At 56.2% G+C, this 25,243-nt stretch carries 23 protein-coding genes; 7 read left to right on the top strand and 16 right to left on the bottom strand.

What is annotated here, in order from left to right; all coding sequences use genetic code 11:
- From bchO to crtA, 4 genes are read right to left on the bottom strand one after another with little or no spacing between them, the layout of a single operon-like run.
- The gene (gene bchO / locus AAC620_RS07370) at positions 1-870 is read right to left on the bottom strand and encodes an alpha/beta fold hydrolase BchO (RefSeq protein WP_340243906.1); all 870 of its coding nucleotides are present in this window, start codon (positions 868-870) and stop codon (positions 1-3) included.
- Positions 867-2,576, bottom strand: coding sequence for a magnesium chelatase subunit D (locus AAC620_RS07365; protein ID WP_340243905.1), 1,710 nt, complete (start codon positions 2,574-2,576; stop codon positions 867-869). Before AAC620_RS07365 ends, bchO begins: the two co-directional genes overlap by 4 nt.
- Positions 2,573-3,577 (bottom strand): magnesium chelatase ATPase subunit I, encoded by a 1,005-nt coding sequence (gene bchI, locus AAC620_RS07360; RefSeq protein ID WP_340243904.1) that lies wholly within the window; start codon positions 3,575-3,577, stop codon positions 2,573-2,575. The genes AAC620_RS07365 and bchI overlap by 4 nt, the downstream gene beginning before the upstream one ends.
- A complete protein-coding gene (gene crtA, locus AAC620_RS07355) occupies positions 3,574-4,296 on the bottom strand; it encodes a spheroidene monooxygenase (protein WP_340243903.1) in 723 nt (240 codons plus the stop codon). The genes bchI and crtA overlap by 4 nt, the downstream gene beginning before the upstream one ends.
- Before the next feature lie 171 nt (positions 4,297-4,467).
- Between crtA and AAC620_RS07350 the strand changes: the two genes are divergently transcribed.
- From AAC620_RS07350 to tspO, 3 genes are read left to right on the top strand one after another with little or no spacing between them, the layout of a single operon-like run.
- Positions 4,468-6,057, top strand: a complete 1,590-nt coding sequence (locus AAC620_RS07350; RefSeq protein ID WP_340243901.1) for a phytoene desaturase — start codon at positions 4,468-4,470, stop codon at positions 6,055-6,057.
- Positions 6,054-7,076: a 15-cis-phytoene synthase gene (crtB, locus tag AAC620_RS07345; RefSeq protein WP_340243899.1), complete on the top strand. Its 1,023-nt coding sequence runs from the start codon at positions 6,054-6,056 to the stop codon at positions 7,074-7,076. Before AAC620_RS07350 ends, crtB begins: the two co-directional genes overlap by 4 nt.
- Before the next feature lie 18 nt (positions 7,077-7,094).
- Positions 7,095-7,565 carry a tryptophan-rich sensory protein TspO gene (tspO, locus tag AAC620_RS07340; protein WP_340243898.1) on the top strand — a complete coding sequence of 157 codons (471 nt, stop codon included), beginning with the start codon at positions 7,095-7,097 and terminating at the stop codon, positions 7,563-7,565.
- A gap of 47 nt (positions 7,566-7,612) precedes the next feature.
- On the opposite strand, the gene infB is transcribed toward tspO, so the two are convergent.
- From infB to rimP, 4 genes are read right to left on the bottom strand one after another with little or no spacing between them, the layout of a single operon-like run.
- The gene (gene infB, locus AAC620_RS07335; protein ID WP_340243897.1) at positions 7,613-10,102 is read right to left on the bottom strand and encodes a translation initiation factor IF-2; all 2,490 of its coding nucleotides are present in this window, start codon (positions 10,100-10,102) and stop codon (positions 7,613-7,615) included.
- Positions 10,099-10,737, bottom strand: coding sequence for an RNA-binding protein (locus AAC620_RS07330; RefSeq protein ID WP_340243896.1), 639 nt, complete (start codon positions 10,735-10,737; stop codon positions 10,099-10,101). Before AAC620_RS07330 ends, infB begins: the two co-directional genes overlap by 4 nt.
- Before the next feature lie 23 nt (positions 10,738-10,760).
- Positions 10,761-12,356, bottom strand: a complete 1,596-nt coding sequence (gene nusA, locus AAC620_RS07325; RefSeq protein ID WP_340243894.1) for a transcription termination factor NusA — start codon at positions 12,354-12,356, stop codon at positions 10,761-10,763.
- A 6-nt stretch (positions 12,357-12,362) separates the two neighbouring features.
- Positions 12,363-12,947 carry a ribosome maturation factor RimP gene (rimP, locus tag AAC620_RS07320; RefSeq protein WP_340243892.1) on the bottom strand — a complete coding sequence of 195 codons (585 nt, stop codon included), beginning with the start codon at positions 12,945-12,947 and terminating at the stop codon, positions 12,363-12,365.
- Between the two features lie 168 nt (positions 12,948-13,115).
- On the opposite strand from rimP, the gene AAC620_RS07315 reads away from it, so the two are divergent.
- Positions 13,116-13,622, top strand: a complete 507-nt coding sequence (locus AAC620_RS07315; RefSeq protein WP_340243890.1) for a GNAT family N-acetyltransferase — start codon at positions 13,116-13,118, stop codon at positions 13,620-13,622.
- Here AAC620_RS07315 and AAC620_RS07310 read toward each other — a convergent pair.
- On the bottom strand, positions 13,619-14,236 hold the full coding sequence (locus tag AAC620_RS07310) for a TetR/AcrR family transcriptional regulator (protein WP_317657133.1): 618 nt from the start codon (positions 14,234-14,236) through the stop codon (positions 13,619-13,621). The two genes, AAC620_RS07315 and AAC620_RS07310, sit on opposite strands and share 4 nt — an antisense overlap.
- A 63-nt stretch (positions 14,237-14,299) precedes the next feature.
- Positions 14,300-15,382, bottom strand: coding sequence for a cell division protein ZapE (gene zapE, locus AAC620_RS07305; RefSeq protein WP_340243886.1), 1,083 nt, complete (start codon positions 15,380-15,382; stop codon positions 14,300-14,302).
- 99 nt (positions 15,383-15,481) lie between these two features.
- On the opposite strand from zapE, the gene AAC620_RS07300 reads away from it, so the two are divergent.
- Positions 15,482-16,759 carry an MFS transporter gene (locus tag AAC620_RS07300; protein ID WP_445322452.1) on the top strand — a complete coding sequence of 426 codons (1,278 nt, stop codon included), beginning with the start codon at positions 15,482-15,484 and terminating at the stop codon, positions 16,757-16,759.
- Here the strand turns inward: AAC620_RS07300 and AAC620_RS07295 are convergent.
- The 6 genes from AAC620_RS07295 to AAC620_RS07270 form a co-directional block, all read right to left on the bottom strand.
- Positions 16,756-17,679, bottom strand: a complete 924-nt coding sequence (locus AAC620_RS07295; RefSeq protein WP_340243884.1) for an ornithine cyclodeaminase family protein — start codon at positions 17,677-17,679, stop codon at positions 16,756-16,758. The two genes, AAC620_RS07300 and AAC620_RS07295, sit on opposite strands and share 4 nt — an antisense overlap.
- A complete protein-coding gene (locus AAC620_RS07290; RefSeq protein WP_340243883.1) occupies positions 17,676-18,302 on the bottom strand; it encodes an HAD family hydrolase in 627 nt (208 codons plus the stop codon). Before AAC620_RS07290 ends, AAC620_RS07295 begins: the two co-directional genes overlap by 4 nt.
- Before the next feature lie 17 nt (positions 18,303-18,319).
- Positions 18,320-19,267 carry an AEC family transporter gene (locus AAC620_RS07285; RefSeq protein WP_340243882.1) on the bottom strand — a complete coding sequence of 316 codons (948 nt, stop codon included), beginning with the start codon at positions 19,265-19,267 and terminating at the stop codon, positions 18,320-18,322.
- Between the two features lie 40 nt (positions 19,268-19,307).
- Positions 19,308-20,582 carry a bifunctional folylpolyglutamate synthase/dihydrofolate synthase gene (locus tag AAC620_RS07280; RefSeq protein ID WP_340243881.1) on the bottom strand — a complete coding sequence of 425 codons (1,275 nt, stop codon included), beginning with the start codon at positions 20,580-20,582 and terminating at the stop codon, positions 19,308-19,310.
- Positions 20,583-20,584: 2 nt separating this feature from the next.
- Entirely contained in the window at positions 20,585-21,499 is a 915-nt protein-coding gene (gene accD / locus AAC620_RS07275) for an acetyl-CoA carboxylase, carboxyltransferase subunit beta (RefSeq protein WP_317657141.1), read from the bottom strand.
- A 61-nt stretch (positions 21,500-21,560) separates the two neighbouring features.
- Positions 21,561-22,475: a CPBP family intramembrane glutamic endopeptidase gene (locus AAC620_RS07270; RefSeq protein ID WP_340243878.1), complete on the bottom strand. Its 915-nt coding sequence runs from the start codon at positions 22,473-22,475 to the stop codon at positions 21,561-21,563.
- 156 nt (positions 22,476-22,631) lie between these two features.
- Between AAC620_RS07270 and ilvD the strand changes: the two genes are divergently transcribed.
- The gene (gene ilvD / locus AAC620_RS07265) at positions 22,632-24,365 is read left to right on the top strand and encodes a dihydroxy-acid dehydratase (protein ID WP_340243876.1); all 1,734 of its coding nucleotides are present in this window, start codon (positions 22,632-22,634) and stop codon (positions 24,363-24,365) included.
- Positions 24,346-25,206, top strand: coding sequence for a hypothetical protein (locus AAC620_RS07260; RefSeq protein ID WP_340243875.1), 861 nt, complete (start codon positions 24,346-24,348; stop codon positions 25,204-25,206). The genes ilvD and AAC620_RS07260 overlap by 20 nt, the downstream gene beginning before the upstream one ends.
- Positions 25,207-25,243 lie beyond the last annotated feature (37 nt).

Raw genomic sequence — 25,243 nt, 5'->3', positions numbered from 1 at the left:
TCATTTTTTGCGAAGCGATTGGACGAAATCGGTGATCGCATCAACCGCCTCGGCGGGATGTGATTCAGGCAAAAGATGCCCTGCATCCGAAATCACCTTCAGGGCGCCCTGCGGCACCATTCCTTGGGCGCGCTGCGCGACCTCTAGTGCAACTGCTTGATCCTTAGCGCCATGCAAGAACAGGATTGGCGCAGTGATCAGGGGAAGGCTGCGGTGCAGCACCTCTAAATCCCACTGCGCCATCATTGCTAAAGTTGCCTCGATATGCGCGCGTTTGCGCATCAATTCGCGATAATGGCCCAAGGTTTCTGCGTCAGGTTCTGAGCCTGTTGTTTGCAAAATCGCAATCAGCCTGCGGTCACTCATCCCTGAGCCTAAGAAAAGCCCCGTCAGCGGGTTCATGGCCATCATTTTTGCCATGATCGGAAAGAGCCAACCCGCAGCGCCAGAGAAATTCTCAAGCGCCCCGTTGATCGCCACGACCCCTTGCGCAGTGTCAGGCGCAAGCAGCATCAGCTGCAAGGCAATCGCGGCCCCCGCAGAATGGCCAATAATCACCTCAGGCGTGATGCCTTGGCCCTGCAGCAGCCGCAAAACGTCTTGCGCCATCAAGGACAGGGATGACCGACTGCGGGTGCCAGCACGGCTAAAGCCCTGACCTGGTAGATCAAAGGCAATGACGCGATGAGTTTGTGCCAAAAGTGGCATCATGGCCCGCCAAGAATGCGTAGATGCGCCTGCACCATGGATCAAAACCAGATCAGGGCCTGTGCCCATAATCTGCACATGCCACCGATGCGGATGTGACGCGATGATTTGGCTATGGGCGCGCCATGGCCAGTTGCTTGGAATATCCGAAAGCCCGCTCATGCGCTTGGCAATGCCGCCTCGACAGCGGCGCTGAGGGATTTGGCATCTGCGCGCGGAAGCGGCACATAGGCCGCGCCCATTACCTTGGCCAGATCATCCAGCCCTCGCGTTGGGCGTTGCCCTGTGTCGATGACAATCGCGGGAACACCGCGACCGCGCAGGGCCTTTGCCATACTGTTTGCATCTTCACCCGCCTGCGCGCGATTTGCACTGCCATCCAGACTGACATTCGCGCGCCCATCCGTCAGAACCGCAATGGACGGCGTCATTCCCTTTCCACTTGTGAGAACCGTCAGATCAAGGGCCGATTTCAGCCCTGCGGCAAGCGGTGTGCCGCCCCCACCTGGTAGGTCTTGCAAGCGGCGTTTGGTCTGCACGAGGGATCGCGTGGGGTTCAACAAAATATCCGCCCCTGCGCCGCGAAACGCAACCAAGGCCACATGATCGCGCCGCGCATAGGCCTCTGCCAACATCAACTCAATCGCCCCCTTGGCCTCGGCCATGCGGGACATCGCGCTAGAGCCAGACGCATCCACCACAAAGATAATCACCCTGTCAGAGCTTTGTTCAAACTGCTTTACGCGGATGTCACTTTTGCGGATATGCAGGCCGCGCGGCTTGGGCGCTGTCGTTTGGGCGCGCAGCCCTTGCCATGGGGCAGCAGAGCGCAAGGTTGCCATTAAATCAATCCGCGCGCCGCCCCCCAATTCGCCACTGCGCGAGGCAACGGGGCGGCCACGATGATTGCCCTTCTTGCGGTTGCCCGTTCCTGAGCTGCCCTTGCTTTGCCGTGCGGCGCGCTGTGCTGCCAATCGTGCCAAGAGGTCGGGCGGAAGCATGGCCTTTGCTGCCTCGATCAACGCCTCGAAAGGGGGAAGATCCTCCCCCTCCTTTTGCGGATCTTCGGGGTCAGATGGGTTTTCTTGCGCCTCGGGTTCTTGTGGTTGTGGTGGGGGCGATTGTTCAGGTGGGGCCGTTTCGGGGATTTGCGTGGCGCGTGGGGCAAGGCCCAATTCCACAGCCAGTTGCAGATCCGCCTGTTCGACCTGATCCGACCCCATCAAGGCCGCCGAATGGCGGGCAAGGCGCAGCGCGTGCTGAACGGCGCGCAAAGATGTGACGCCAAGCGCCTCAGCCACCAAGCACAGATCACGATAATCGTCAGGCGCATGTCGCACATGGGGCAAGCGCGCACGCGCCTCGGCCAAAGCAGCGCTGTCAAATTCCATTTCCTGCGCCGCCGATTGTGGAATGGCATCAAGCTGCAGGTGCAGCCCGAGGCGATCACTGAGGCTATGCCCCAACCCTTCGCCTTCTTCGGCGGCTTCATCGAGGGCAATAATCGACAAGCCTGTCTCAGCGTCCAACGCCCCCGCCAATCGTGCCAAAAGCGCGGATTCGGCACGTTCGGCCATTGTCAGGATCACTGTGCCGCCCTTGTTGAGAAGTCCCTCTGTTTGAATAGGGCGCCCAGTTGCCAAGGTTGCGCTTAGGTCTAACCCGCCAAACAGGGCCTCATCACTGATATTTGGGTGAAGGCGCGGAAAAAAATCAGTTTCTAAAGCGGTGTTTAGAGCCTGAATAATCCGATCCCGAACGGGGCCAACGCGGGCCCGAAGCCAAATACCCCCAAGGGGCGCGGGGTCAATCGCAAACAGGGCGATGGCCAGATTGAAACTGGCCCATCTGTCCTGTGCTGTTGTCATGGCAGCACAGCCTCGACTGTGCGCATCACGCGTGTGGTTGAGCCTGCCTCATCGAGCGGGTCGCGGCGCAAGCGATGGGACAGCGCCATGGGTGCAACAGCCCGCAAATGGGCGCGTGTGATTTCGGAGGATCCCTCAAACGCGGCTTGCGCGCGGGCGGCGCGCAACAGGGTTAATTCGCCGCGCAACCCGTCTGACCCAAGTTCAAGGCACAGGGCGGCGCAATCCTTCAAGATCTCATCACTTGTGCGGATTTTTGACAGGCGTTTGCGTGCGGCAATGATGGATTTGCGGATAGCCTCATCCGATTTCGCCCATGATTTCAAAAATTTGGCACGATCTTGATCAAAGGCATCGCGGCGCTTGATGACCTCAATGCGTGTGTCGATATCCTTTGGGCTTTTAACTTCAACGGAAAGGCCGAAACGATCCAAAAGTTGGGGCCGCAATTCGCCTTCTTCTGGGTTGCCCGAACCCACCAAAACAAATCGGGCAGGGTGGCGGATTGAGAGACCCTCTCGCTCGACCAGATTTTCGCCAGACTGCGCCACATCCAATAGAAGATCGACCAAGTGATCTTCGAGCAGGTTGACCTCGTCAATATAGAGATAGCCGCGATTGGCCCGCGCAAGAAGGCCTGCTTCAAAGGCCTTTTCACCCTTGGCGAGCGCCTTTTCGATATCCAAGGCCCCGACCACGCGATCCTCTGTTGCGCCAAGCGGCAGGTCGACCACGGGTGTGGGTTTTTCGACCACTTCGCGATCCGCAACATTGGCCCAATCAGGTATGTCTGCCTCAGTGGCAGAATTCACAGGGCAGCCCTTTATCGCCTTAATCGGTGGTAGCAAAGCGGCTAAGCCCCGCACGGCGGTTGATTTCCCCGTGCCGCGATCCCCGAAAACCAAAACGCCGCCAATGCCCGCATCAATAGCGGTCAAAAGCATGGCTTGTTTCATCGCATCTTGGCCTACGATGGCAGAAAAAGGAAAAGCGTGGCTCATATAATGGGCCTTTCATAGGTCGGGATACGGGATTGCAGGGGGCAGCCGCCCTCCCACGTGCCTTCTATATTTTTTAGGGCAAAGCGGGCGTAGAGTTCTTCTTTGAACCATGCGCCATCGCGCACGGCTTTTATGGCGCGGGCATGCGGGCCGTCATGGCGTGCAAAACGCGCCATGGTTTGCGTGTCTGGCCAAATTGAAAACGTGACCTGATGCAGGAGAGGCACTTCGCCAACGCCGATCTTGAACAGAACGTTAGGATCATCGCCAATGACCTGCGAAATATCAGGGACGCGCCGCCAGAAGCGCAGCGCATTTAGGGGTTTTACTGTGGCGCGGGTCAGCGCCGCAATCGGGCCGTTTGTTGGCTCAGAATCGGTCACAAACGGCGCTTGCCCATCCCATTCCCCCCGCGCTGTGCTGGGGGTGAGATACAGGGTGCAATCTTCGACTGCATGTGCGCGATAGCGGCGGAAGGTTGGACTTTTTGCAATCTGAGATTGTGCGGTCACATGGTCGGGCCAAGTGGCAAGAATGGCATAAACCGAAACATTTGGAATGGGCGTAAATCCCTCACCCGTGCCTGAGCCAAGCAATTTGAAAAACCCGATCCCTGCCTCACGGCGCAAGGCGAATCGTGCCGTTGCCATTTGGGCAAAGGCCCACATCCGTGCGGAGACGGTTCCAAATCGAAATAAGCTTAGCGTTACAGATTGCATGGTCGATCTTTTTATCTGTCAACTAATAGTGACAGATTTAGCCAATAAAGGAAAGAGAACAATATATTTCCATGATTTCTTTTGTTTTATTGGTGCGCTTCTATTCGTGATCGGCTTTAGCTGTGAATTCATGTTGTAAATTAAACTAGACAGTTTACGATAGGGCCTATGATGGATGACCACCGAGTGCATAGCGACCCTCGATCAGGCTTTGCCCCAAATGCGGGCGATGCTCGCCCTCATGCGATTGTGATTGGGGCGGGATTGGGGGGATTGGCCTCGGCCATGCGGTTGGGGGCGAAGGGCTATCGCGTCACGGTCATTGATAAATTGGATATGGCGGGGGGGCGTGGTTCTGCGCTCTACCAGAACGGGCATCGCTTTGACCTCGGCCCGACCATTGTCACCGTGCCGCAAGTGTTTCGGGAATTATGGGCGGCTTGCGGGCGCGATTTCGATCAGGATGTTGATCTGCGCCCGATTGAGCCATTTTACGAAATCCGTTGGCCTGACGGGTCACATTTTACCGCCAACCAAAACACCGATGCGATGCGCGCCGAAGTGGCGCGCCTTTCGCCGCAAGATGCCAAGGGCTATGAGCGGTTCTTGCAGGACAGCGCCGCGCGCTATTGGTTTGGGTTCGAAGATCTCGGCCGCCGTTCCATGCACAAGCTGTGGGACTTGATCAAGGTTTTGCCAAAATTCGGCATGCTGCGCGCGGATCGCTCGGTTTATGCGCATGCGGCAAAGCGGTTTAAGGATGAACGACTGCGGATGGCGTTTAGTTTTCATCCACTCTTTATCGGGGGGGATCCGTTTAACGTGACCTCGATGTATATCTTGGTCAGCCATCTCGAAAAGGAATTCGGTGTCCATTATGCGATGGGCGGTGTCGCCGCGATTGCCAAGGCCATGGCCCGCGTTGTTCAGGATCAAGGCGGCGCGCTTCGCTTTCATCACGTTGTGGATGAAATCACCTTTCACGATAACCGCGCCACAGGTGTCCGCCTTGCCACGGGCGAGGCTCTTGCGGCGGATATTGTCGTCTCAAACGCGGATGCGGGTCATACGTATAAGCATTTAATGCGCAATCGCCCCCGCCGCCGTTGGACGGATGGTAAATTAACCCGCGCGCGTTGGTCGATGGGTCTTTTTGTGTGGTATTTCGGAACACGCGGCACGCGCAACAAATGGGCGGATGTGGGTCATCATACGATCCTCAACGGCCCGCGGTATCGTGGTTTGGTCAAAGATATCTTTATCAAAGGCAAACTTAGCGAAGATATGAGCCTTTATGTTCATCGCCCCTCGGTGACTGACCCAAGCTGCGCGCCAGAGGGGGATGATACGTTCTACGCCCTTTCACCTGTGCCGCATCTGGGGTTTGATGATCCTGTGGATTGGGCCAAGATGGGCGAAGCCTATCGCCAAAAGGTGCAGCAGGTTTTGGAAGATCAACTCTTGCCTGATTTGGGCGCGCATCTTTCCGCCTCCGAGGTGCTGACCCCCGCAGATTTTGAAAGTCGCTATCTTTCCCCCAACGGGTCTGGCTTCTCAATCGAGCCGCGTATCCTGCAAAGCGCCTATTTTCGTCCCCATAACGTGTCGGAGGAGGCGGAAGGTCTCTATCTCGTTGGGGCAGGCACGCATCCTGGGGCGGGTTTGCCTGGGGTCATTTCATCGGCTGAAGTGTTGGCAAAACTGGTGCCAGATGCGGTCTCCGTCTCATCTGGCCATGAGATAAAGATGGCCGCAGAATGATTGACGATCAGGATCTTGCCTATTGCCGCGGGGCAATTGCCGAAGGGTCGCATTCCTTCGATATTGCATCGCGCATCTTGCCGCGCACTGTGCGCGATCCTGCGCTGGCCCTTTATGCTTTCTGTCGTATTTCCGATGATGCAGTGGATTTCAGTCAGAACAAGGCACATGCCGTTCTTGATCTTAGTAATCGGTTGGATCGTATCTATCGCGGGCGGCCTGTCGACTGTCCCGCTGATCGCGCCTTTGCTGCGGTGGTGCAGGATTTCGAAATGCCCCGCGCCTTGCCCGAAGCCCTGCTTGAGGGCCTCGCATGGGATGCGACCGAGCGGCGCTATAACACCTTGTCAGATTTGCGTGGTTACTCGGCACGGGTTGCCTCGGCTGTCGGGGCGATGATGTGCGTATTGATGGGGGTGCGTTCGGGCGATGCATTGGCGCGCGCCTGTGATCTGGGCGTGGCCATGCAATTAACAAATATCGCCCGCGATGTGGGCGAAGATGCCCGCGCGGGGCGCGTTTATTTGCCCCTAGATTGGCTTGAGGAGGAAGGTGTTAACCTTGATCGCTTTCTCGCAGATCCGCGTATTTCCCCTGCCCTTCGGCGGATCAATCGCAGGCTCTTGGCTGAGGCGCGCAGGCTTTATGAACGCTCCGAGGCGGGTGTGTCCCAACTGCCCTTGATCAGCCGTGCGGGGATTTTGGCGGCGCGGCACTGCTATGATGCGATTGGCGGTGCTGTGGCGCGGCGCGGGTATGATGGTGTCACGCAACGCGCTTTCACAACGGCGCGACAAAAATTTGGGTTGCTCAGCTATTCTGCGATTCAGGCCGCAATCATCACTTTGGCGCCGCGCAGCCCGATGCTTTATGCCCCCCCTTTGGAAGAAACCCGATTTTTGGTCGATGCCGCCGCCAAGCGGCAACCAGATCGCGCAGGATGGAGTGATCAGGTCATATCTGTTCTGGCGCAATTAGAGGCGCAAGATCGTAGGCGCATACTGGAACCGAACCCATAACGCGCTAACTGACCTGTCATGGATTGGTCTGTTTTCATATTATTTTTTGCCGCCTGCGCTGCTGCTGCGGCCACGGGGTCGATGTTTCCCCCAGGCGCGTGGTATCGGGATTTGCGAAAGCCATTTTTCACGCCGCCGAATTGGCTTTTTCCCGTTGCTTGGACAGTGCTTTATGTCGCCTCCGCCTATGCAGCGGCGCGCGTGGCATTGGTGGCGGAAAATGGCCATGCGATGGGATTTTGGGCGCTGCAAATCGCGCTGAACACGCTATGGAGCCCCGTTTTCTTTGGCTTGCGCCGCATTCGCGCGGGTATGGTCATCCTCAGCGCGCTGTGGGTTGCGGTTTGCGGCACAATGCTGAGTTTCTGGGTGCTTGATCCGCTCGCGGGCGCGTTGATTGCGCCCTATCTGCTTTGGGTCACTATTGCAGGCGCGTTGAATTTTGAGGTTTGGCGGTTGAATCCTGAGGTTGCCAAAGGATCGGCATAAAAAAACGCGCCCCGCGGGGCGCGCTTTTTTGTCATGTTCCGAACAGCTTAGCTGAGCTTACGCTCGACTTCTTCGCGTTCGAAAATCTCGATCACATCGCCCTTGCGGATGTCATCGTAATTCTCGAAGGCCATGCCGCATTCTTGACCCGATTGCACTTCTTTGACTTCGTCTTTGAAGCGCTTCAGCGTTTTCAGCGTGCCTTCGTGGATCACGACATCATCGCGCAACAGGCGCACACCCGCCGAGCGGCGCGCGACACCTTCGGTGACCAGACAGCCCGCAACCGAGCCAACACCAGAGACGCGGAACACCTCTTTGATCTGGGCGTAGCCGATGAAGTTTTCACGAATTTCAGCACCAAGCAGACCTGAGGCTGCCGCCTTCACATCATCCACAAGGTCATAGATCACGCTGTAATAGCGGATTTCCACTCCCTTTTGGTTGGCGGAATTGCGCGCAGGGGCATTGGCACGGACGTTAAAGCCCATGACAGGCGCACCCGAAGCCTCGGCCAAGCCGATATCGGATTCTGTGATCGCGCCCACCCCGTAATGCAGAACGCGCACGCGCACTTCGTCATTGCCGATTTTTTCCATCGCCTGAACGATGGCTTCGGCCGAACCTTGAACGTCAGCTTTGACCACGATGGGCAATTCTTTGACGTTTTCATCCGCCTTGGCCTTCGCCAAGAGCTGATCCAAGGTTGTTGCTGCACCTGCTGCGGCGCGTTTGTCTTTGGCAACTTGGATGCGGTAATCCGCGATCTCGCGGGCTTGTGCTTCGGTTTGCACCACGTTCAAAACGTCACCCGCTTCGGGTGCGCCGTTCAGGCCCAGAACCTCAACAGGAACGGATGGCCCCGCTTCTTTAACGCGCTCGCCCTGATCGTTGATCAGCGCGCGGACTTTACCCCATTGCTCGCCCACAACGAAGATATCGCCTTGTTTCAGCGTGCCGCGTTGCACCAGAACAGTCGCAACAGGGCCACGGCCCACATCCAACTGCGCCTCGATGACGGCCCCTTCGGCTGAGCGGTCAGGGTTCGCCTTCAGGTCAAGCAATTCGGCCTGAAGTGCGATGGATTCAAGCAATTGATCCAAACCTTGGCCAGTGGCGGCGGAAACTTCGACATCCTGCACTTCACCTGACATCTTCTCAACGATCACCTCATGTTGAAGCAAATCGGTGCGCACCTTGTCAGGATTGGCAGCGGGTTTGTCGATTTTGTTAATCGCCACGATCATCGGCACTTTGGCCGCCTTGGCGTGGTTAATCGCTTCGATGGTCTGCGGCATCACCGCGTCATCGGCGGCAACCACAAGCACCACGATATCCGTGACATTCGCCCCACGCGCCCGCATGGAGGTAAAGGCCGCGTGACCCGGCGTATCAAGGAAGGTCAAAAGCGCGCCGCTTTCGGTGCGCACCTGATAGGCCCCGATATGCTGCGTGATCCCGCCTGCTTCGCCAGAGACAACATTGGCCTTGCGAATGCGGTCAAGCAACGAGGTCTTGCCGTGGTCAACATGGCCCATGATGGTGATGACGGGTGGCCGTGGTTGCAGCTCGGCTGGGCTGTCTTCTTCGACCTTGATCACATCTTCCACATCCGCGTCAGATACACGCTGCACGCGGTGGCCAAATTCGCTGACGATCAATTCCGCCGTATCGGCATCGATGGATTGGTTCTGCGTGACCATCATGCCCATTTGCATCAGCGATTTAACCACATCGGCCACGCGTTCTGCCATGCGGTTGGCCAATTCGGAAACCACGATGGTTTCTGGAATTTGCACATCGCGAACGATTTTTTCGCGATCACCTTGGGATGCCATCGCCTTCTGGCGCTGACGCTCCTGCTTGCGTTTCATGGCAGCAAGGCTGCGCTGACGCCCGCCTTCGCCATCAGAGAAAACCTGATTGACGCTCAGCTTGCCGGAACGGCGGCCATCATTGTCGCGATCACCTTTCGAGACGCGCTCGCGCTTGTCGTCCCGATCCGTATCACGGCGCGCAGGTGCTGCGGCTGATTTCGCGCGGGCAGCTGCCACCGCAGGATCAGGCAGATCTGCGGGGGATGTCACCACGGGGGCACTGTCCGCTTTACGGGACTTTGCGGCCTTTGATTCCTCAAGGCGGCGGCGCTCTTCTTCTTCCTTGGCGCGGATGGCCTCTTCGCGTTCACGCTCCTCGCGTTCGCGGGCCTCGGCCTCGGCGCGGCGGCGCTGACGCTCTTCTTCGCGTTCTTGCTCTTCGCGCTGGCGCTGTTCTTCTTCTTCGGCCTCACGGGCCTTGGCGGCCATTACAGCCTTCATACGGCGTTCGAGTTCTGGATTGGCGGAAGCGTTGCCACCCTCCATATTACCCGTGCCATCATCTTTGCCGCCTGCACCCGATTTGGGAACCATCACGCGCTTGCGCTTGGTTTCCACAACAACCGTTTTCGTGCGTCCACGCGAAAAGCTCTGGTTCACGCGTCCGCTGCGGGCGCCGCCAGATAGTCCGAGTGGTTTTTTTCCGTCTTGATCGCTCATGCGTCTTTCTTGTCCTTCCCAACGGTCTTGCCGTTGTTCAAGCTGGTTTTGGGCCTCAGCCCTTGCAGCTTTGCTCCTTCCTCTACAACACGATCGCCGAGTCCGCCAGTCGCCAGCGCGCCATGTATCACAGTTTCTCGCCCGAATGCCAAACCTAATTCAAAAGCGGTCAGGCAATCGAAGTAACGCGCGCCCTCAGGCGTCCAAAGCTTGGACTTGCCCCGTTCAGACCCGTCCGAAGCTTGCAGCAGCACCCGCACAGGGCGCGTGGCAAGCCAATCTTTGACCTTTTCGAACCCTGCAACGGCATCACCAGATTTGCGCGCCAAGGCAATCAAATCGCCAATGCGCCGCGCAAGCAGGGTTTCAAGCGTGCCCACCAAATCATCTGGCACAGTCACCTGCGCTTTGGCTGAGCGAGAGAAGAGGTTTTTCTTGACCGCCAATTCCACCGCCGCGCGATCAGCGCTGCACCATATGCCTCGGCCCGGTAGGCGTTCAAGGATATCGGGCGTCACCACATTCTCAGGGCTGACCACAAAACGCAACAGCCCCGCCTTTGGCGCTGTGTCGCCTGTTGCGATACAGCGCCGCTCGGACGTGTCTTTGGTTTTGGTGGCACCGCCACGGGACATGGTTTTGGCTCCTGAAATCGGGCTTACTCTTCTTCTTCGCCTGCGTCTTCTTGGTCAGATGCAAGGTCTTCTTCGGTCACCCAACCCAAGGACAAACGGGCGGACATGACCATATTCTGGGCTTCTTCGAGGCTGACATCGAATTTCTCAAGCACGCCTTCATCTTTGACGCGCTCGCCGTTTACGGTTGTCCAACCGCCTGCCAATTCCCAATCAGCACAGGTTGCGAAGTCTTCCAGCGTTTTGACCCCATCTTGGCCAAGCGCCTCAAGCATCTGTGGTGTTAGCCCTTCGAAATCGATCAAGCTTTGCTCGACACCAAGCGCCTTGGCGCTTTCGAGGGCTTTGCGATTTTGCTCTTCGATATAGTCACGCGCACGGGCCTGAAGCTCGTCTGCGGTTGCTTCATCGACACCATCAATGCCAAGCAATTCTTCTTGCTCGACATAGGCAACCTCTTCCAAAGAGGTGAAGCCTTCGGATACCAGAAGTTGGGCAAAGAATTCGTCCAAATCCAATGTGTCCATGAACAGCTTGGTGCGTTCGGCGAATTCGGCCTGACGGCGCGCGCTTTCTTCTTCTTCGGTGAGGATGTCGATATCAAGCCCTGTCAACTGGCTTGCCAAACGCACGTTTTGACCACGGCGCCCGATAGCAAGAGACAGCTGTTCGTCAGGAACAACCACTTCGATTTTCCCTGCATCTTCGTCCAAAACCACCTTGGTCACTTCGGCAGGTTGCAGCGCGTTTACAAGGAAGGTTGGGGCGTCCTCATTCCATGGAATGATGTCAATTTTTTCGCCCTGCAACTCGTTCACCACAGCCTGCACGCGGCTGCCGCGCATACCCACACAAGCACCAACGGGATCAATCGAGTTATCGTAGGAAATCACCGCGATCTTCGCGCGAGAGCCCGGGTCACGGGCAACGGCCTTGATCTCAATGATGCCATCGTAAATTTCAGGCACTTCCATCTTAAACAATTCCGCCATGAATTCGGGCGCGGTGCGGCTGAGGAAGACCTGAGGGCCGCGCGCCTCGCGGCGGACATCTTTGATATAGCAGCGGATGCGCTCATTGGGGCGATAGCTTTCGCGCCCAATTTTTTCATTACGGCGCAAAACGGCCTCGCCACGGCCAATATCGACAATCACATTGCCATATTCTTCGCGCTTTACGACACCGTTAATAATTGTGCCTGCACGGTCTTTGAATTCTTCATATTGGCGATCACGCTCAGCTTCGCGCACTTTTTGCAGGATCACCTGCTTGGCGCTTTGCGCGGCGATACGGCCCATTTCAACAGGGGGCACTTCGTCAATGATCTCGTCACCGATTTCTGCATCTGCCTTATAGGCACGCGCATCGCGCAGTGTCATTTCAATGAAATGGTTTTCGATTTCCTCAACCACAGTGCGGACACGGGTAAATGTCGCGCGGCCTGTCTTGCGATCAATCGAAACGCGGATATCCAATTCCGAGCCGTAACGCGACTTCGCGGCGCGGGCGAGGCTTTCTTCCATTGCCACGATGACCAGATCGGGGTCGATCATCTTTTCGCGGGCAACGGCCTCTGCTGTTTGCAACAGCTCAAGTTGGTTTGCTGATGTAATAGCCATGGATTTTCAGTCCTCCGCCTCTTCGGGCTCTTGCGTGATTTCATCAAATTGGGTTTCGTCAATGACCCCCGAGGCTTTGCGCTGGCGCAGCATCTCGGCGATCAGGTCATCGGTCAGAACGAGCTTCGCATCTGAAAGCCAGTCAAAATTGAGGCCAAGGGTGACTGTCTCGCCACCTTGTTCAACATTGATAAGCACTTCATCGTTTTCGATCCCCGCCAAAACGCCCTTAAAGCGCTTGCGGCCATCGATCATTTCGCTTGTTTCAAGTTTGGCTTCATAGCCCTGCCAGATATCGAAATCCTTCAACCGCGTCAGCGGGCGGTCGATACCGGGGCTAGAAACTTCGAGGTTATATGCCCCCTCAATCGGGTCTTCGACATCAAGGCTTGCCGAAATCGCCGTTGAGATATCGGCGCAATCATCCACATTGATCCCGCCATCGGGGCGGTCTGCCATCACCTGCAGGGTTTTTGTCTCGCCGCCCATCAGGCGCACGCGCACCAGTTCAAACCCCATATCTTCGATGACAGGGGTGATGATCTCAGCCATGCGGCGATCAATGCTCGATTTTGCGATCAGGTTGGACATAAGACCTATGGACATAAAAAAACGGGCCACAGGGCCCGCGGAAGCATCTAGGGTGGAGCGTGGAGTTTGGACCCCCAAGCACCTGTTGATCCGTCATATAGAGAGAATCGGGGGTTATAGCAAGCTGCCATCTTGCGCTTTGGGGCGCGGCGTGGCCATTTGCGCGACATGAACGCTAAAACCGAAATCACAATTCGTCCAAAAACGGCCCAAGATGATGCGGCGCTTGTATCCCTGTTGCTGCCTGTGTTTCGGGCGGGTGATACATATACAGTCGACCCTGACATATCCGAGGCCGATGCCTTGGCCTTTTGGACAGCCCCCGAAAAGTCGGTGTTCATAGCAGAACACGGGGGTGAGGTCGTTGGCACCTATTACATCCGTCCCAATCAGGCGGGCGGCGGCGCCCATATCTGCAATTGTGGCTATATCACTGCCACAGCGGCGCAGGGGCGCGGGATTGCGCGCGTGATGTTGGCGCATTCGCTCCAGACTGCCCGCGCCAAAGGCTATCGCGGGATGCAGTATAACTTTGTCGTTTCGGAAAACACGCGTGCGGTTGCGACATGGCAAAAGGCAGGTTTCGAGATTGTGGGCCGTTTGCCACAAGCCTTTGATCATCCAAGCAAAGGATTGGTGGACGCCCTTGTGATGTTCAAATCCCTTGTAGATTAGGCCTTGCGATACCGTGCCATAAATGTAGCCACCACCTCATCTGCGGCTTCGGACACTTCTTCATGGGTGGCTTCGCTGCTGACGCATAAAAGACGGCGCAGCATTAGATCACCACGGCACAGCTTCATGAACAAATCCGCCGCCTTCATGGGGTCATCTATATCCAGCATGTTGCCCACCTTTGGCGTGCTAAAATAGCCTGCGACATGCGACATGGCCGTTGAAGGGCCTGTTTCATAGAAAGCGCGCCCCAATTCGGGGAATCTTTGGGCTTCAGCCACGCAGACGCGGAAGATCGAGACACCTTCGTCCGACATCAGGAATTCAAGCATCGAATAGGCCAAATGGTGCAAGGCATCGCGCACATCGCGCTGCAGAAATTCGATATCCATTTGCGCGCGGCGTTGCAGGTCGCATTCTTGGTTCAGAACCGCCATAAACAACGCTTGTTTGTCGGGGAAATACGAATAAAGCGTGGCTTTGGACACGCCCGCTTGGCGCGCGATCACATCGACACTTGCCCCTTCGAACCCTTGGCTTAGGAAAATATTACGTGCGCCATCAATGACTTGATCGAATTTCCGACCTTTGCGTGTCTGTGCTTGCATGTTCATGGCGCATACTCCCTGACCTCATTGTAAACCGATCAGTTCAGTTTTTGCAAGCCTTGCCGCGATCTATTGGCCCCAATCCGCCGATTGCATCTCGCGCAGGCGGCTGGCGGTGCGTTCAAATTCGAAACTGCCCGTGCCCTCGGCATAAAGATGTTCTGGCACATCATCGGCAGATAAGATCACGCGGATACCTGCCTCGTAAAGCGCATCAATGAGGGTGACAAAGCGTTTTGCCTCGTTGAAATTGTCGATGCCAAGACGCGGGACGTTTTCCAACATCAGCAATTTCACCGCCCCGGTGAGCGCCAAATAATCACCCGCGCCTAAAGGTTTGCCGCACAGCTCCCAGAAATCGGCGCGGGCCATGCCCGCCCAATAATGCGGGATGACGACATGGCGGCCTTTGATCTCTAAATCGAGGGGTTCTTCCTGCCCATGGGTCAGATCGTGCCAAATCTTATCAAGGCTTTGGCGCGTGGCGGCGGTGATGGGTGTGAAATAGGTGGTTTCACCTGACAATCTGTCTTGGCGGTAATCGGTGGGTGATTGCATTTCAATCACCTCTAATTCCTGCTCTAAAAGCGTGATGAACGGCACAAACAGCTGTCGGTTCAACCCGTCCTTATACAAATCTTTTGGGGGGCGATTGGAGGTGGTGACGATGCTCACCCCTGCCTTGAACAATGCCTCAAAGAGGCGGCTTACAATCATGGCATCGGTGATATCGGTGATTTGCATCTCATCAAAACACAGCAGGCGCAGGTCTTTTGAAATCGCCTCGGCCACGGGTTTCAACGCATCATCTGTGCCTGTTTTACGCGCCTCGTGCAGGGCTGATTGGATTTCTTGCATAAAGGCGTGAAAATGGACGCGGCGCTTTCCGTTAATCGCCGTGTGTGCAAAGAACAAATCCATAATCATGGATTTCCCGCGCCCAACCCCGCCCCAGACATAAAATCCACGACTATGTTGGCCAGATTGTGGTTTTTCCTGAAAGAAACGTGCAAGAAGCCCTGATTTTGGCCGCGCCTCAAGCGTTTCGCGCAAGGATTCAAACCGATGCAAAACCTCGCGTTGTGCGGGGTCTGCGCGCAGTAAGCCTTCGCTGACGCGGGTGTCGTATATGGCGGTTAAATGTTGCGACATAAGCGCCTCTTAGGACATCTCTGGCCCCTCTGGCCAGAGGGATTGCATGCGCAATCAGCATTGACGCTCTTGGGCTTGCGGCGCAATCTCTGTCGCAGCATGACAGGCCTGCGGCCTTTGACAGGACAAATGAAGATGCAGCGCAATTCGATTTTCACCCCCGTCCTCATCGGGGGCTGTTTTATCATTATGATCAGCTTTGCCATTCGGGCAAGTTTTGGGGTTTTTCAAATTCCCATAGCGGACGAATTTGGTTGGCTGCGCGCCGAATTTTCGTTGGCCATTGCCATTCAAAACCTTGCTTGGGGCGTGGGGCAGCCGATTTTTGGCGCGATTGCCGAGAAATTTGGGGATCGCAAAGCCATTATCATTGGCGCTTTGATGTATGCGGCGGGCTTGGTGTTTTCGGCTTATGCAATCACGCCCGGCGCGCATCAGCTTTTGGAAATTCTTGTGGGCTTTGGCGTTGCGGGCACGGGCTTTGGCGTGATCTTGGCGATTGTGGGCCGCGCCGCATCGGATGAGCATCGCTCACTCGCGCTTGGCATTGCGACTGCGGCGGGCTCTGCAGGTCAGGTCTTTGGTGCGCCTGTGGCAGAGGCGCTGTTGGCGGTGATGCCATGGCAAAGCGTCTTTTTGATCTTTGCAGCGGCAATTTTGGCCGCGCTTTTATTCCTTCCTATGCTGCGCGCGCCCGCGCCCTTATCCAAGGCAGAACTTGAAGAAAGCATGAGCGCGATTTTGGGCAAAGCGTTTCGCGATCCCTCTTTCAGTCTGATTTTTATCGGCTTCTTTTCCTGTGGGTATCAGCTTGCTTTTGTCACCGCGCATTTTCCCGCCTTTGTGACCGAACTTTGCGGCCCGATCGAGCCTGGATCTTTCCTACATTCTTTGGGCATCACGACCACATCCGCGCTTGGGGCTGTGTCGATCTCGCTGATTGGCTTGGCCAATATTGGTGGCACGATTTTGGCGGGCTATTTGGGCAAACGCTATTCTAAGAAATACCTGCTTGCGGGCATCTATTTTGGCCGCACCATTATTGCGGCGGCGTTCATTTTGTTGCCCATCACGCCCCTGACGGTGATTGTGTTTTCGGTTACGATGGGCGCGTTGTGGTTGGCCACAGTGCCGCTGACCTCAGGACTTGTGGGGTACATTTATGGGCTGCGCTATATGGGCACGCTTTATGGTATCGTGTTCTTTAGCCATCAATTGGGCAGCTTCATCGGGGTTTGGCTTGGCGGTTGGATGTATGACCTGCATGGCACCTACACCACGGTTTGGTGGGTGGGTGTTGGCGTGGGGCTGCTTTCGGCCATCGTCCATTTGCCCGTGAAAGAAAGCCCCCTGCGCGAGCGGGCGCTGGCCGCCTAACCCTTCACCGCGTCACGGATATAGGCGGCGGTCATGAGGTCAAGATGTGCGCCGCCGCCGTTCTTGAACAGCGTGATTTCTGCGTTATTGCCCCGCGCAAAGGCGCCAGAGGCGATGTCGTAATAATCGGCCACAACATCATCTGCTGTGATCACCCCCGCCGCGATGGGGCGTTTTAATTCGCCAATATGTTCAATCGTGGTGGCACGGCTGTCGACAAAAATGCGCGCCTTTTTGAGCGCAGCATCATCCGCCTCGCGCATATCGGGGCGATAGGCCCCGATGAGGTCAATATGCTGTCCCGCCTTGAGCCATTCACCGTGCAAGATGGGCTCTGTCACCATGGTTGCACAGGTGACAATATCGGCCTGCTGCACGGCATCCGCTAGGCTTTCGGCGACATCCGTATTGGAGAAATCACGGGCAAGGGCCTCGGCCCGCGCTATATTGCGGTTCCAGATCAAGAAGCGCGCCTCAGGAAACCCCGCGCCATAAGCCGCGCGCAGAGAGCGGCCAACTGTGCCTGCGCCAACGATCAAAATGGTTTTACTCTCAGGTCGCGCCAGTTTCATCGCGGCAAACAGGCTATCGCCTGCGGTCTTATATTTGGTCAAAAGATGGAAATCGACCAAAGCCTCAAGAAGGCCATTCTTATCGCTGTAAAGCGCCGCACCGCCATTCACAGCGGGCAAATTTTGCGCGGCGTTCTCAGGAAAGATTGTGGCTGATTTCACCAAGAGGCCAAGCCCGTCTATCCATGCGGCACGATTAAGCAACGTGTCCTTGCCGCGATAGAGGAAACTATCCGTAATTTCCGCACGCGGTAGCATATGCCCCGCCTCCAACGCCGCGCCAAGTTTGAGCCAATCAAGCTTGGCTTCTGCCTCAGGCCCGATGATTTGGAAGGGGGCTTGTGTCATAGTCCTGCTTCATCCTTGGTTAGAAGGCCATGGTCGACCAAGACTTCGGCCCATCCGTGTGGCGCTGTAAACAGATGCGCATTCCATCCGCGCGCCTCGGCCGCGGTGATGTTGTCAGGGCGGTCATCTGCAAACAAAAGCGCCTCTGGTGCGATTTTGCAATGATCCTCGACCATTTGATAAATGGTTGGGTTGGGTTTGATCACCCCCATATGGCCAGAGACATAGGCGTGGTCGAATTCGTTCAGAAAATCGAAATGCTCTTGCGCATAGGCAAAGCTCTCGATCCCGAAATTGGTCAATGCGAAGACGGGCACATTCTTGGCACGAAGGCGGCGCAAGAGCATCACGGAATGATCAATCACAGGGTTTGCCAATTCCAACCAGTGATCATGCCACATCCGAATTTCCGCGCGAAACTCAGGATAGGCTTCTGCCGTTTCATAGATGATATCGCGGAACCCTTCACCTAAATCCACGCGGTCATTCATGCCGTGCAAATCCACAGTGGCAAACATCTCGCGGCGGCGCGCTTCCCCGATGGTGCGGTCGTAGAACCGCTCGGGCTGCCATTCAATCAGCACATTGCCGATGTCAAAAATCACCGCTTCAATCTGGGACATGATCAAACCTTTCGCGATCAGGGCAGGCTTAGGCCCGCCATTTGAGATAGCCATCCGATCACAAGCGACACAGTGAGGATGGAAATGGCAGTCGACATCAGAATCGAGGCAGACACCCGTTGCGGGGCCACGTTGTAATGCTGCGCCAGCATATAGATATTTCCTGCGACAGGCAGCGAGGAGGCCGCGATCATCACTGCCGCGGCATAGGGATCAACCTCGAAAATTATAAGCGCACCAATGGCGACTGCGGCAGGGTGTAAGATCAGCTTGGCGAAGGACAGCCAAAGCGCGACCGAAGCCCGCTCGGTTGATTTGCCTGCCAATGACGCCCCTATTGCGAAGAGCGCACATGGGGTCGCCGCCGCGCCCAATAGTGCCATGAATTCATCCACAGGTGCAGGAAGGCTTAGCCCCGCGGCAGAGACGGATAGCCCCGCGACCATCGACACAATCATCGGATTTTTTACCAACCCAATCGCGATTGAGCGGAAAATTGTCAGGCTCATGCGGCCATCGCGGCTTGCCGTGATAATGATCACGATCAAGCTTGAGAAAACGATCAAATCAGTGGCCAAGATCATCAAGACAGGCCCCGCCGCCGCAGGCCCCATCAAAACAACCAACATAGGCACGCCCAAGAACCCTGTATTCCCGATCACGGCACATTGCGCTTCAATTGCCGCTTCCGAAGCGGGCCGCTTTCGGATCAAGGCAACGACAGTCGCAAGCGCATAAATCGCGAAACATCCAAACAGATAGGCCCCGATGAAATTCCAATCGAAAATATCGCCAAGCGATAAGGTCGAGGCAAAGCGAAACAACATGGCCGATAGCGCGAAGTAAAACACGAATTTTGTCAGATAGGCGGTCGCGCTTTGCGTGAAAAACCCACGATACGCGGCAAGGAAACCCACACCGATCAGCGCAAAAAATGGAAGTGTTTTGAGGAATATCGCGAGCATGAAATAGGGCTAGGCCAGAGTGCAGGCGCTGTCTAGTAGCCTAGCCGTTTTCTTTTAGAATTTCGCCCGCCAAGTAAAGGGAACCACAGATCAAAACCCGCGCATTCGGGGTTGTGGCGCAGATGTCGCGCAAGGCGCTGATCACATCTGGTGCGGTTTGGGCCGCTATACCTGCACGGTTTGCCGCTGCCTTGGTGTCCTCGGCACTCAGTGTTGCGGCTTGGCCGTGAATTGAGACAGCGTGCAGCGATGACGCGAAAGGCGCAAGCGGGGCCATGAAGCCTGTCACATCCTTTGTGTTCAGCATGCCGCAAATCAAATGCGTCTCGCGCTGGGGCAAGCCTTTGAGCGTGGCCGCAATGGCAAGCGCGGCATGGGGGTTGTGCCCCCCATCAAGCCAAAGTTCAGCATCGGGTGCAGTGTCAAACAGCGGCCCGTGGCGCAGGCGCTGCATGCGCGCGGGCCAAGAGACGTTGCGCATGGCACCCTCGCAGGCCGCCTCGTCCAAACCCAGTACCCGCATTGCCGCAAGGGCCGTGCCTGCATTTTGGATTTGATGCGGGCCCGCAAGGGCGGGCAGCGGCAAGTCTAAAAGGCCTGTTTCATCTTGGAAAATCAATCGCCCTGCTTCGGTCGCAATATGCCAGTGTTGGCCATAGGCATAGATGGGCGCGCCAAGCCGCGCGGCGCGTGCCTCGATCACCTCCAGTGCGGCCTCTTGCTGCGGGGCAACAATTACGGGACGCCCGCGCTTGATAATGCCTGCCTTTTCGCCTGCGATATCCTCGATTGTATCGCCAAGATATTGTTGATGGTCGAGATCAACGGGGGTGATCACGCTTAATGCGGGGCTGTCGATGACATTGGTTGCATCCAAACGTCCGCCCAAACCCACCTCTAACAGCGTGTAATCGGCAGGATTTCTGGCAAATGCCAAAAGCGCGGCGGCGGTGGTGATTTCGAAATAGGTAATCGCATCTGGGCCATTGGCCGCCAAACATTCATCAAGAATGTCAGATAGGTGGTTTTCGTCAATCAGCGTTCCCGCCAACCGAATGCGTTCATGAAACCGTGCCAAATGCGGTGATGTATACGCATGTGCGCGTTTCCCTGCCGCCTCAAGCCCCGCGCGAATATAGGCGAGGGTCGACCCTTTGCCATTGGTGCCCGCGATATGAATGACAGGCGGCAACGCCTGTTGCGGATCACCAAGGGCGGCCAAGATCCTCCACATTCTATCGAGCGTCAGGTCAATGATCTTTGGGTGAAGCGCCATCATGCGCTCCAACAGGAGATCCGAGCGGGGGGTGCTCACTTTTATTTTGCCTCCGCCGCGTTTGGCGCAGCCTCAGTTGGGGCGGGCAGATCCCCTTTGACTGGAGGTTCCATGCCCATCAGCATCCGAAGGATCGAGATCAACTCATCGCGCAACGCGGTGCGATGGGTCACGCGGTCAAGCATCCCGTGATCCAACAGATATTCGGCGCGCTGGAACCCTTCGGGCAATTTTTCGCGAATAGTTTGCTCAATCACCCGTGGCCCAGCAAAGCAGATCAACGCATTTGGTTCGGCAATCTGCACATCGCCGAGCATCGCATAAGAGGCAGTTACGCCCCCTGTGGTTGGATGGGTCAGCACCACGATATAAGGCAGGTTCGCCTCTTTGAGCATATTTACCGCAACTGTGGTGCGGGGCATTTGCATCAGGCTGAGGATTCCCTCTTGCATCCGCGCGCCACCTGCGGCGGAGAACAGGATCAGAGGGCGCTTTAATTTAATCGCGCGCTCGGCAGCAGCAATGATGGCATTGCCGACATACATCCCCATCGAGCCGCCCATGAAGCTGAAATCTTGCGCACAGGCCACGATGGGCGTGCGCCCCATTTCACCCTCGGCCACAAGCATCGCATCGGTTTCGCCCGTGGATTTCTGTGCCGCCTTCATGCGGTCGGGATAGCGTTTCTGATCGCGGAATTGCAGCGGGTCTGCAATTGGCTTTGGCACTTTGACCTCGGTGAAAATACCGCCATCGAACAAGGCATTGAACCGCTCTCGCGGGGTGATGACCATATGATGATCGCAATTTGTGCAGACATTCAGATTGTCGCTCAATTCACGATGGAACAGCATGGTTCCGCATTCATCGCATTTCGTCCAAAGGTTCTCGGGCATATCGCGCTTCGAGAACATCGAATTGATCCTTGGGCGGACGTAGTTGGTGATCCAGTTCATTGGGTCTTTTCCATTGGCCGATCCTTACACTCGCAATAGGCAATGGCGCGGCAGATTGCAATCAGCGATGGGCATTTTCGCGCCATATCAGGGCAAAACGGATGCCAAGCCAAATCACAATTGTAACAGCAATGTCGCGCAAGATAAGGGGAACCATGGCCTCGGCATCATTGGCCGCAATCGGTAAATGATAAAGGGCAAGCCCCCCCAAAGCACCGGGCAGCGAAACAGCCAACATTGCCATCACATTATTCGCAAAATGAAATCCCCACGCTGGCCCGATTGTGCCAAAGCGATGGGTCAAATCAGCGGCGCAAAGCCCGAAAACGCCTGTGGCCAAAACAAGATACCACGCCGCGCTGCCATGTTCTTCTGGTGCAAAATGGGCAAGACCAAACAGAACGGACGGCAAAACCGCCCAGATGATTGGGGATTTGAACCGCGCGGCCAGTTGGCTTTGAATATAGCCGCGAAACAGAAGTTCTTCAGCCCCTGTCTGAATGGCAATCAGCCCAAGGGCGAGAGGCAGCAAAAGCAACCATTCTTTGAGGCCCAGACTTCTCACAAGGGCAAAATCGGTCGGGATCAGCGCGCTGAGTGTCGCGAGTGCAGAAAACACCGCCACCGCGACCCAGAACTGTCGGTGCATTTGGCGCAATGGGCCAAACAGTGACCATGGGCTGCGATCATGCAGCAGCCATGCCACAAAAAACGGGCCAACCAGCATGGTCACGAAACTGCCCAGAAGGATCAGCGTCAGGCTCGGGCCAGATGTTTGCGGGTCAGCCGTCCATACGGCTTCGAATTTTGTGCCGATCAGATGCGACATTGCATAGAAATAGGCCAACAGCCCCAAGACATAGGTCAAAAGGCAGATGACCATGCCCACAATCACCCGCCACAAAGCAGGTTGCGCCCGCGCGGCCTCGACCATCAAATTGGGCTGATTTTGTGGTGCAAAAAATCCCCGAAGCATCAGCGCTTTAAATCCCCATTCCGCTTGAACCCATAAATGGCCCATCTATAGTCTGAAACTTAGGTTTCATGGGTCTTTTTCCAATCGCGCTTGTGCCGCAGGGGCCCAAAGTTTATGCCGAGTGTAACATTTCTATCGACCCCAAGGGAGGCTGCCATGTCGCAGAGCAAATTCGATAAGTCCAAACTGCCAAGCCGTCACGTGACGCAAGGGCCTGCGCGCGCACCGCATCGCTCGTATTACTATGCGATGGGCTTGACCGAGGACGAAATCGCGCAGCCTTTTGTGGGTGTCGCTACCTGCTGGAACGAGGCAGCGCCCTGTAACATTGCGCTCAGCCGTCAGGCGCAGGCGGTGAAATTGGGTGTAAAGCACGCCAATGGCACGCCGCGCGAGTTTACCACCATCACTGTGACCGATGGGATCGCGATGGGGCATGAGGGGATGCGTTCCTCCTTGGCCTCGCGTGAAGCGATTGCGGATACTGTGGAATTGACCATGCGCGGGCATTGCTATGACGCGCTGGTGGGTTTGGCGGGCTGTGATAAATCCCTGCCTGGTATGATGATGGCCATGGTGCGCCTCAATGTGCCATCGGTGTTTATCTATGGCGGCTCCATCCTGCCGGGTCGGTTGGACGGCAAAGATGTGACCGTGCAAGACGTTTTTGAGGCGGTGGGTCAACATCAGGCGGGCAATTACTCAGACGAACAGCTCGCTATTTTGGAACGTGTAGCCTGTCCTTCGGCAGGCGCCTGTGGCGGTCAGTTTACTGCAAACACCATGGCCTGTGTATCTGAGGCCATCGGTTTGGCCCTGCCCAATTCAGCAGGTGCGCCTGCGCCTTACGAGTCCCGCGACCAATATGGCGTGGCTTCGGGCGAAGCTGTGATGAAGCTTATCGAAAAGAACATTCGCGCCCGCGATATCGTGACCCGCAAAAGCCTTGAGAACGCGGCGCGCGTTGTGGCTTGCACAGGTGGCTCGACCAATGCAGGCCTTCATTTGCCGGCCATCGCCCATGAGGCGGGTATTGATTTCGACCTGTTTGATGTCTGCGAGATTTTCAAAGACACCCCCTACTTTGTCGACCTCAAACCCGGTGGCCAATATGTGGCCAAAGATATGTATGAGGCGGGCGGCGTTCCTGTCGTTCTCAAAGAACTGCGGAAAGCAGGTCTGATCCATGAGGATTGCTTGACCGTAACAGGCCGCAGCATTGGTGAAGAGATCGACATCATCACCCGCGAAGCAGATGGTCGCGTGATCTATTCCATCGAGAAACCCCTATCGCCAACAGGCGGTGTGGTCGGTCTGAAAGGGAACCTTGCCCCAGATGGTGCCATCGTAAAGGTTGCGGGTATGGCAAAAGAGCAGCTTGTATTCACGGGCCCTGCCCGCGTGTTTGAATCAGAAGAAGATGCTTTCGCGGCTGTTCAAACCCGTGATTACAAAGAGGGCGAAGTGATCGTCATCCGCAATGAAGGCCCGTCTGGCGGGCCAGGTATGCGTGAGATGTTGGCAACCACGGCGGCCCTGTCTGGTCAGGGCATGGGTAAGAAAGTGGCGCTTATCACCGATGGCCGCTTCTCGGGTGCGACCCGTGGTTTCTGTGTCGGTCACGTTGGGCCAGAGGCCGCCCATGGTGGGCCAATCGGTCTCTTGAAAAACGGGGATATGATCACGATTGACGCGATCAATGGGGAGATCAGCGTTGATCTGTCTGACGCCGAATTGGAAGCCCGCCGCGCCGATTGGCAAGGCGCAAAGCCAACCATCTACGCCACTGGCGCGCTTTGGAAATATGCGCAACAGGTGGGTTCAGCGCGCTATGGGGCGGTCACGCATCCAGGCGGCAAAGAGGAGAAGCATGTCTATATGGACATCTAAATCCGTTCAGGCCTGCACTCTCTTGGGTGCGGGCCTTTTTCTTTTCGGCTGCTCGGGCGGTGGGGCGCCTTATGCGGGGCCCCTTCCAGATGTGGATACAGAAATTGCCGTAACCAGTGACCGCTTGGTGGTCACTGGGCCTGATGGGTTTTGCATAGATCCTGCGGCGACCCAAGATCGCGGCATAAGCGCCTTTGTGCTTTTGGGAAATTGCGCGGCTATTGGAAATTCACCGCGCCTGCCACAGCCAGAACATCCCTCAATCCTGACGGCCGCCATTTCCGAGGCAGGGCCAGAGGGCAGTTTGCGCAGCAATATCCCTGCAATGGCTGCATTTTTCACCTCCGAGCAAGGGCGTGGCTTGTTGAGCCGCGACCAAGATCCAAATTCGGTTGAAATTCTGGATATGTTTCACCAAGGCGATGTGTTCTTCTTGAATGCGCGCGACAGTTCGGCCAGCAGCATTCGGGGTGTGAAAGAAGATTACTGGCGCGTCTATATGGATGTGGGCAATCGCATCGCTACCCTCAGTGTTCTTGCGCTTGAAGACAGTAACCTCACCGAGGCGCAAAGCCTTGAGACGTTGCGCGCCTTTGCTGGTCAAATCGCTGCGGCCAATAATCAAACAAGTTTACAGCCCGCGATTTTGGCCGAGGCGGAACCAACCCCCTTGCCCGATGGCCCATATGATAGTGATCAAGCCACCGCGCAAAGCGGCGATGGTTCAGGAAGCAGTGCCCCAACCCGCCCAACCACCCGCACCGTGTCACCCGCACGGGCAGCGCGCACCGTTGTGCGCACACTTGATACGGTTGGATTGCTGCGTAGGCTTTTCAATTAGAGAAAATCCCCTTACCTCTATCTTTGCTAAACTGGAA

It is taken from the genome of Roseobacter sp. HKCCA2468 (assembly GCF_037805105.1).
Classification (GTDB): Bacteria; Pseudomonadota; Alphaproteobacteria; order Rhodobacterales; family Rhodobacteraceae; genus M30B80.
The sequence above is the reverse complement of the archived record's forward strand: the minus strand, read 5'-3'. Positions and strand labels throughout refer to the sequence as shown.

Excerpts from the sequence above, each read along its gene's own strand:
- bchO (WP_340243906.1), bottom strand. The coding sequence starts at position 870 with ATGAGCGGGCTTTCGGATATTCCAAGCAACTGGCCATGGCGCGCCCAT.
- AAC620_RS07365 (WP_340243905.1), bottom strand. The coding sequence starts at position 2,576 with ATGACAACAGCACAGGACAGATGGGCCAGTTTCAATCTGGCCATCGCC.
- bchI (WP_340243904.1), bottom strand. The coding sequence starts at position 3,577 with ATGAGCCACGCTTTTCCTTTTTCTGCCATCGTAGGCCAAGATGCGATG.
- crtA (WP_340243903.1), bottom strand. The coding sequence starts at position 4,296 with ATGCAATCTGTAACGCTAAGCTTATTTCGATTTGGAACCGTCTCCGCA.
- AAC620_RS07350 (WP_340243901.1), top strand. The coding sequence starts at position 4,468 with ATGGATGACCACCGAGTGCATAGCGACCCTCGATCAGGCTTTGCCCCA.
- crtB (WP_340243899.1), top strand. The coding sequence starts at position 6,054 with ATGATTGACGATCAGGATCTTGCCTATTGCCGCGGGGCAATTGCCGAA.
- tspO (WP_340243898.1), top strand. The coding sequence starts at position 7,095 with ATGGATTGGTCTGTTTTCATATTATTTTTTGCCGCCTGCGCTGCTGCT.
- infB (WP_340243897.1), bottom strand. The coding sequence starts at position 10,102 with ATGAGCGATCAAGACGGAAAAAAACCACTCGGACTATCTGGCGGCGCC.
- AAC620_RS07330 (WP_340243896.1), bottom strand. The coding sequence starts at position 10,737 with ATGTCCCGTGGCGGTGCCACCAAAACCAAAGACACGTCCGAGCGGCGC.
- nusA (WP_340243894.1), bottom strand. The coding sequence starts at position 12,356 with ATGGCTATTACATCAGCAAACCAACTTGAGCTGTTGCAAACAGCAGAG.
- rimP (WP_340243892.1), bottom strand. The coding sequence starts at position 12,947 with ATGTCCAACCTGATCGCAAAATCGAGCATTGATCGCCGCATGGCTGAG.
- AAC620_RS07315 (WP_340243890.1), top strand. The coding sequence starts at position 13,116 with ATGAACGCTAAAACCGAAATCACAATTCGTCCAAAAACGGCCCAAGAT.
- AAC620_RS07310 (WP_317657133.1), bottom strand. The coding sequence starts at position 14,236 with ATGAACATGCAAGCACAGACACGCAAAGGTCGGAAATTCGATCAAGTC.
- zapE (WP_340243886.1), bottom strand. The coding sequence starts at position 15,382 with ATGTCGCAACATTTAACCGCCATATACGACACCCGCGTCAGCGAAGGC.
- AAC620_RS07300 (WP_445322452.1), top strand. The coding sequence starts at position 15,482 with ATGACAGGCCTGCGGCCTTTGACAGGACAAATGAAGATGCAGCGCAAT.
- AAC620_RS07295 (WP_340243884.1), bottom strand. The coding sequence starts at position 17,679 with ATGACACAAGCCCCCTTCCAAATCATCGGGCCTGAGGCAGAAGCCAAG.
- AAC620_RS07290 (WP_340243883.1), bottom strand. The coding sequence starts at position 18,302 with ATGTCCCAGATTGAAGCGGTGATTTTTGACATCGGCAATGTGCTGATT.
- AAC620_RS07285 (WP_340243882.1), bottom strand. The coding sequence starts at position 19,267 with ATGCTCGCGATATTCCTCAAAACACTTCCATTTTTTGCGCTGATCGGT.
- accD (WP_317657141.1), bottom strand. The coding sequence starts at position 21,499 with ATGAACTGGATCACCAACTACGTCCGCCCAAGGATCAATTCGATGTTC.
- AAC620_RS07270 (WP_340243878.1), bottom strand. The coding sequence starts at position 22,475 with ATGCTTCGGGGATTTTTTGCACCACAAAATCAGCCCAATTTGATGGTC.
- ilvD (WP_340243876.1), top strand. The coding sequence starts at position 22,632 with ATGTCGCAGAGCAAATTCGATAAGTCCAAACTGCCAAGCCGTCACGTG.
- AAC620_RS07260 (WP_340243875.1), top strand. The coding sequence starts at position 24,346 with ATGTCTATATGGACATCTAAATCCGTTCAGGCCTGCACTCTCTTGGGT.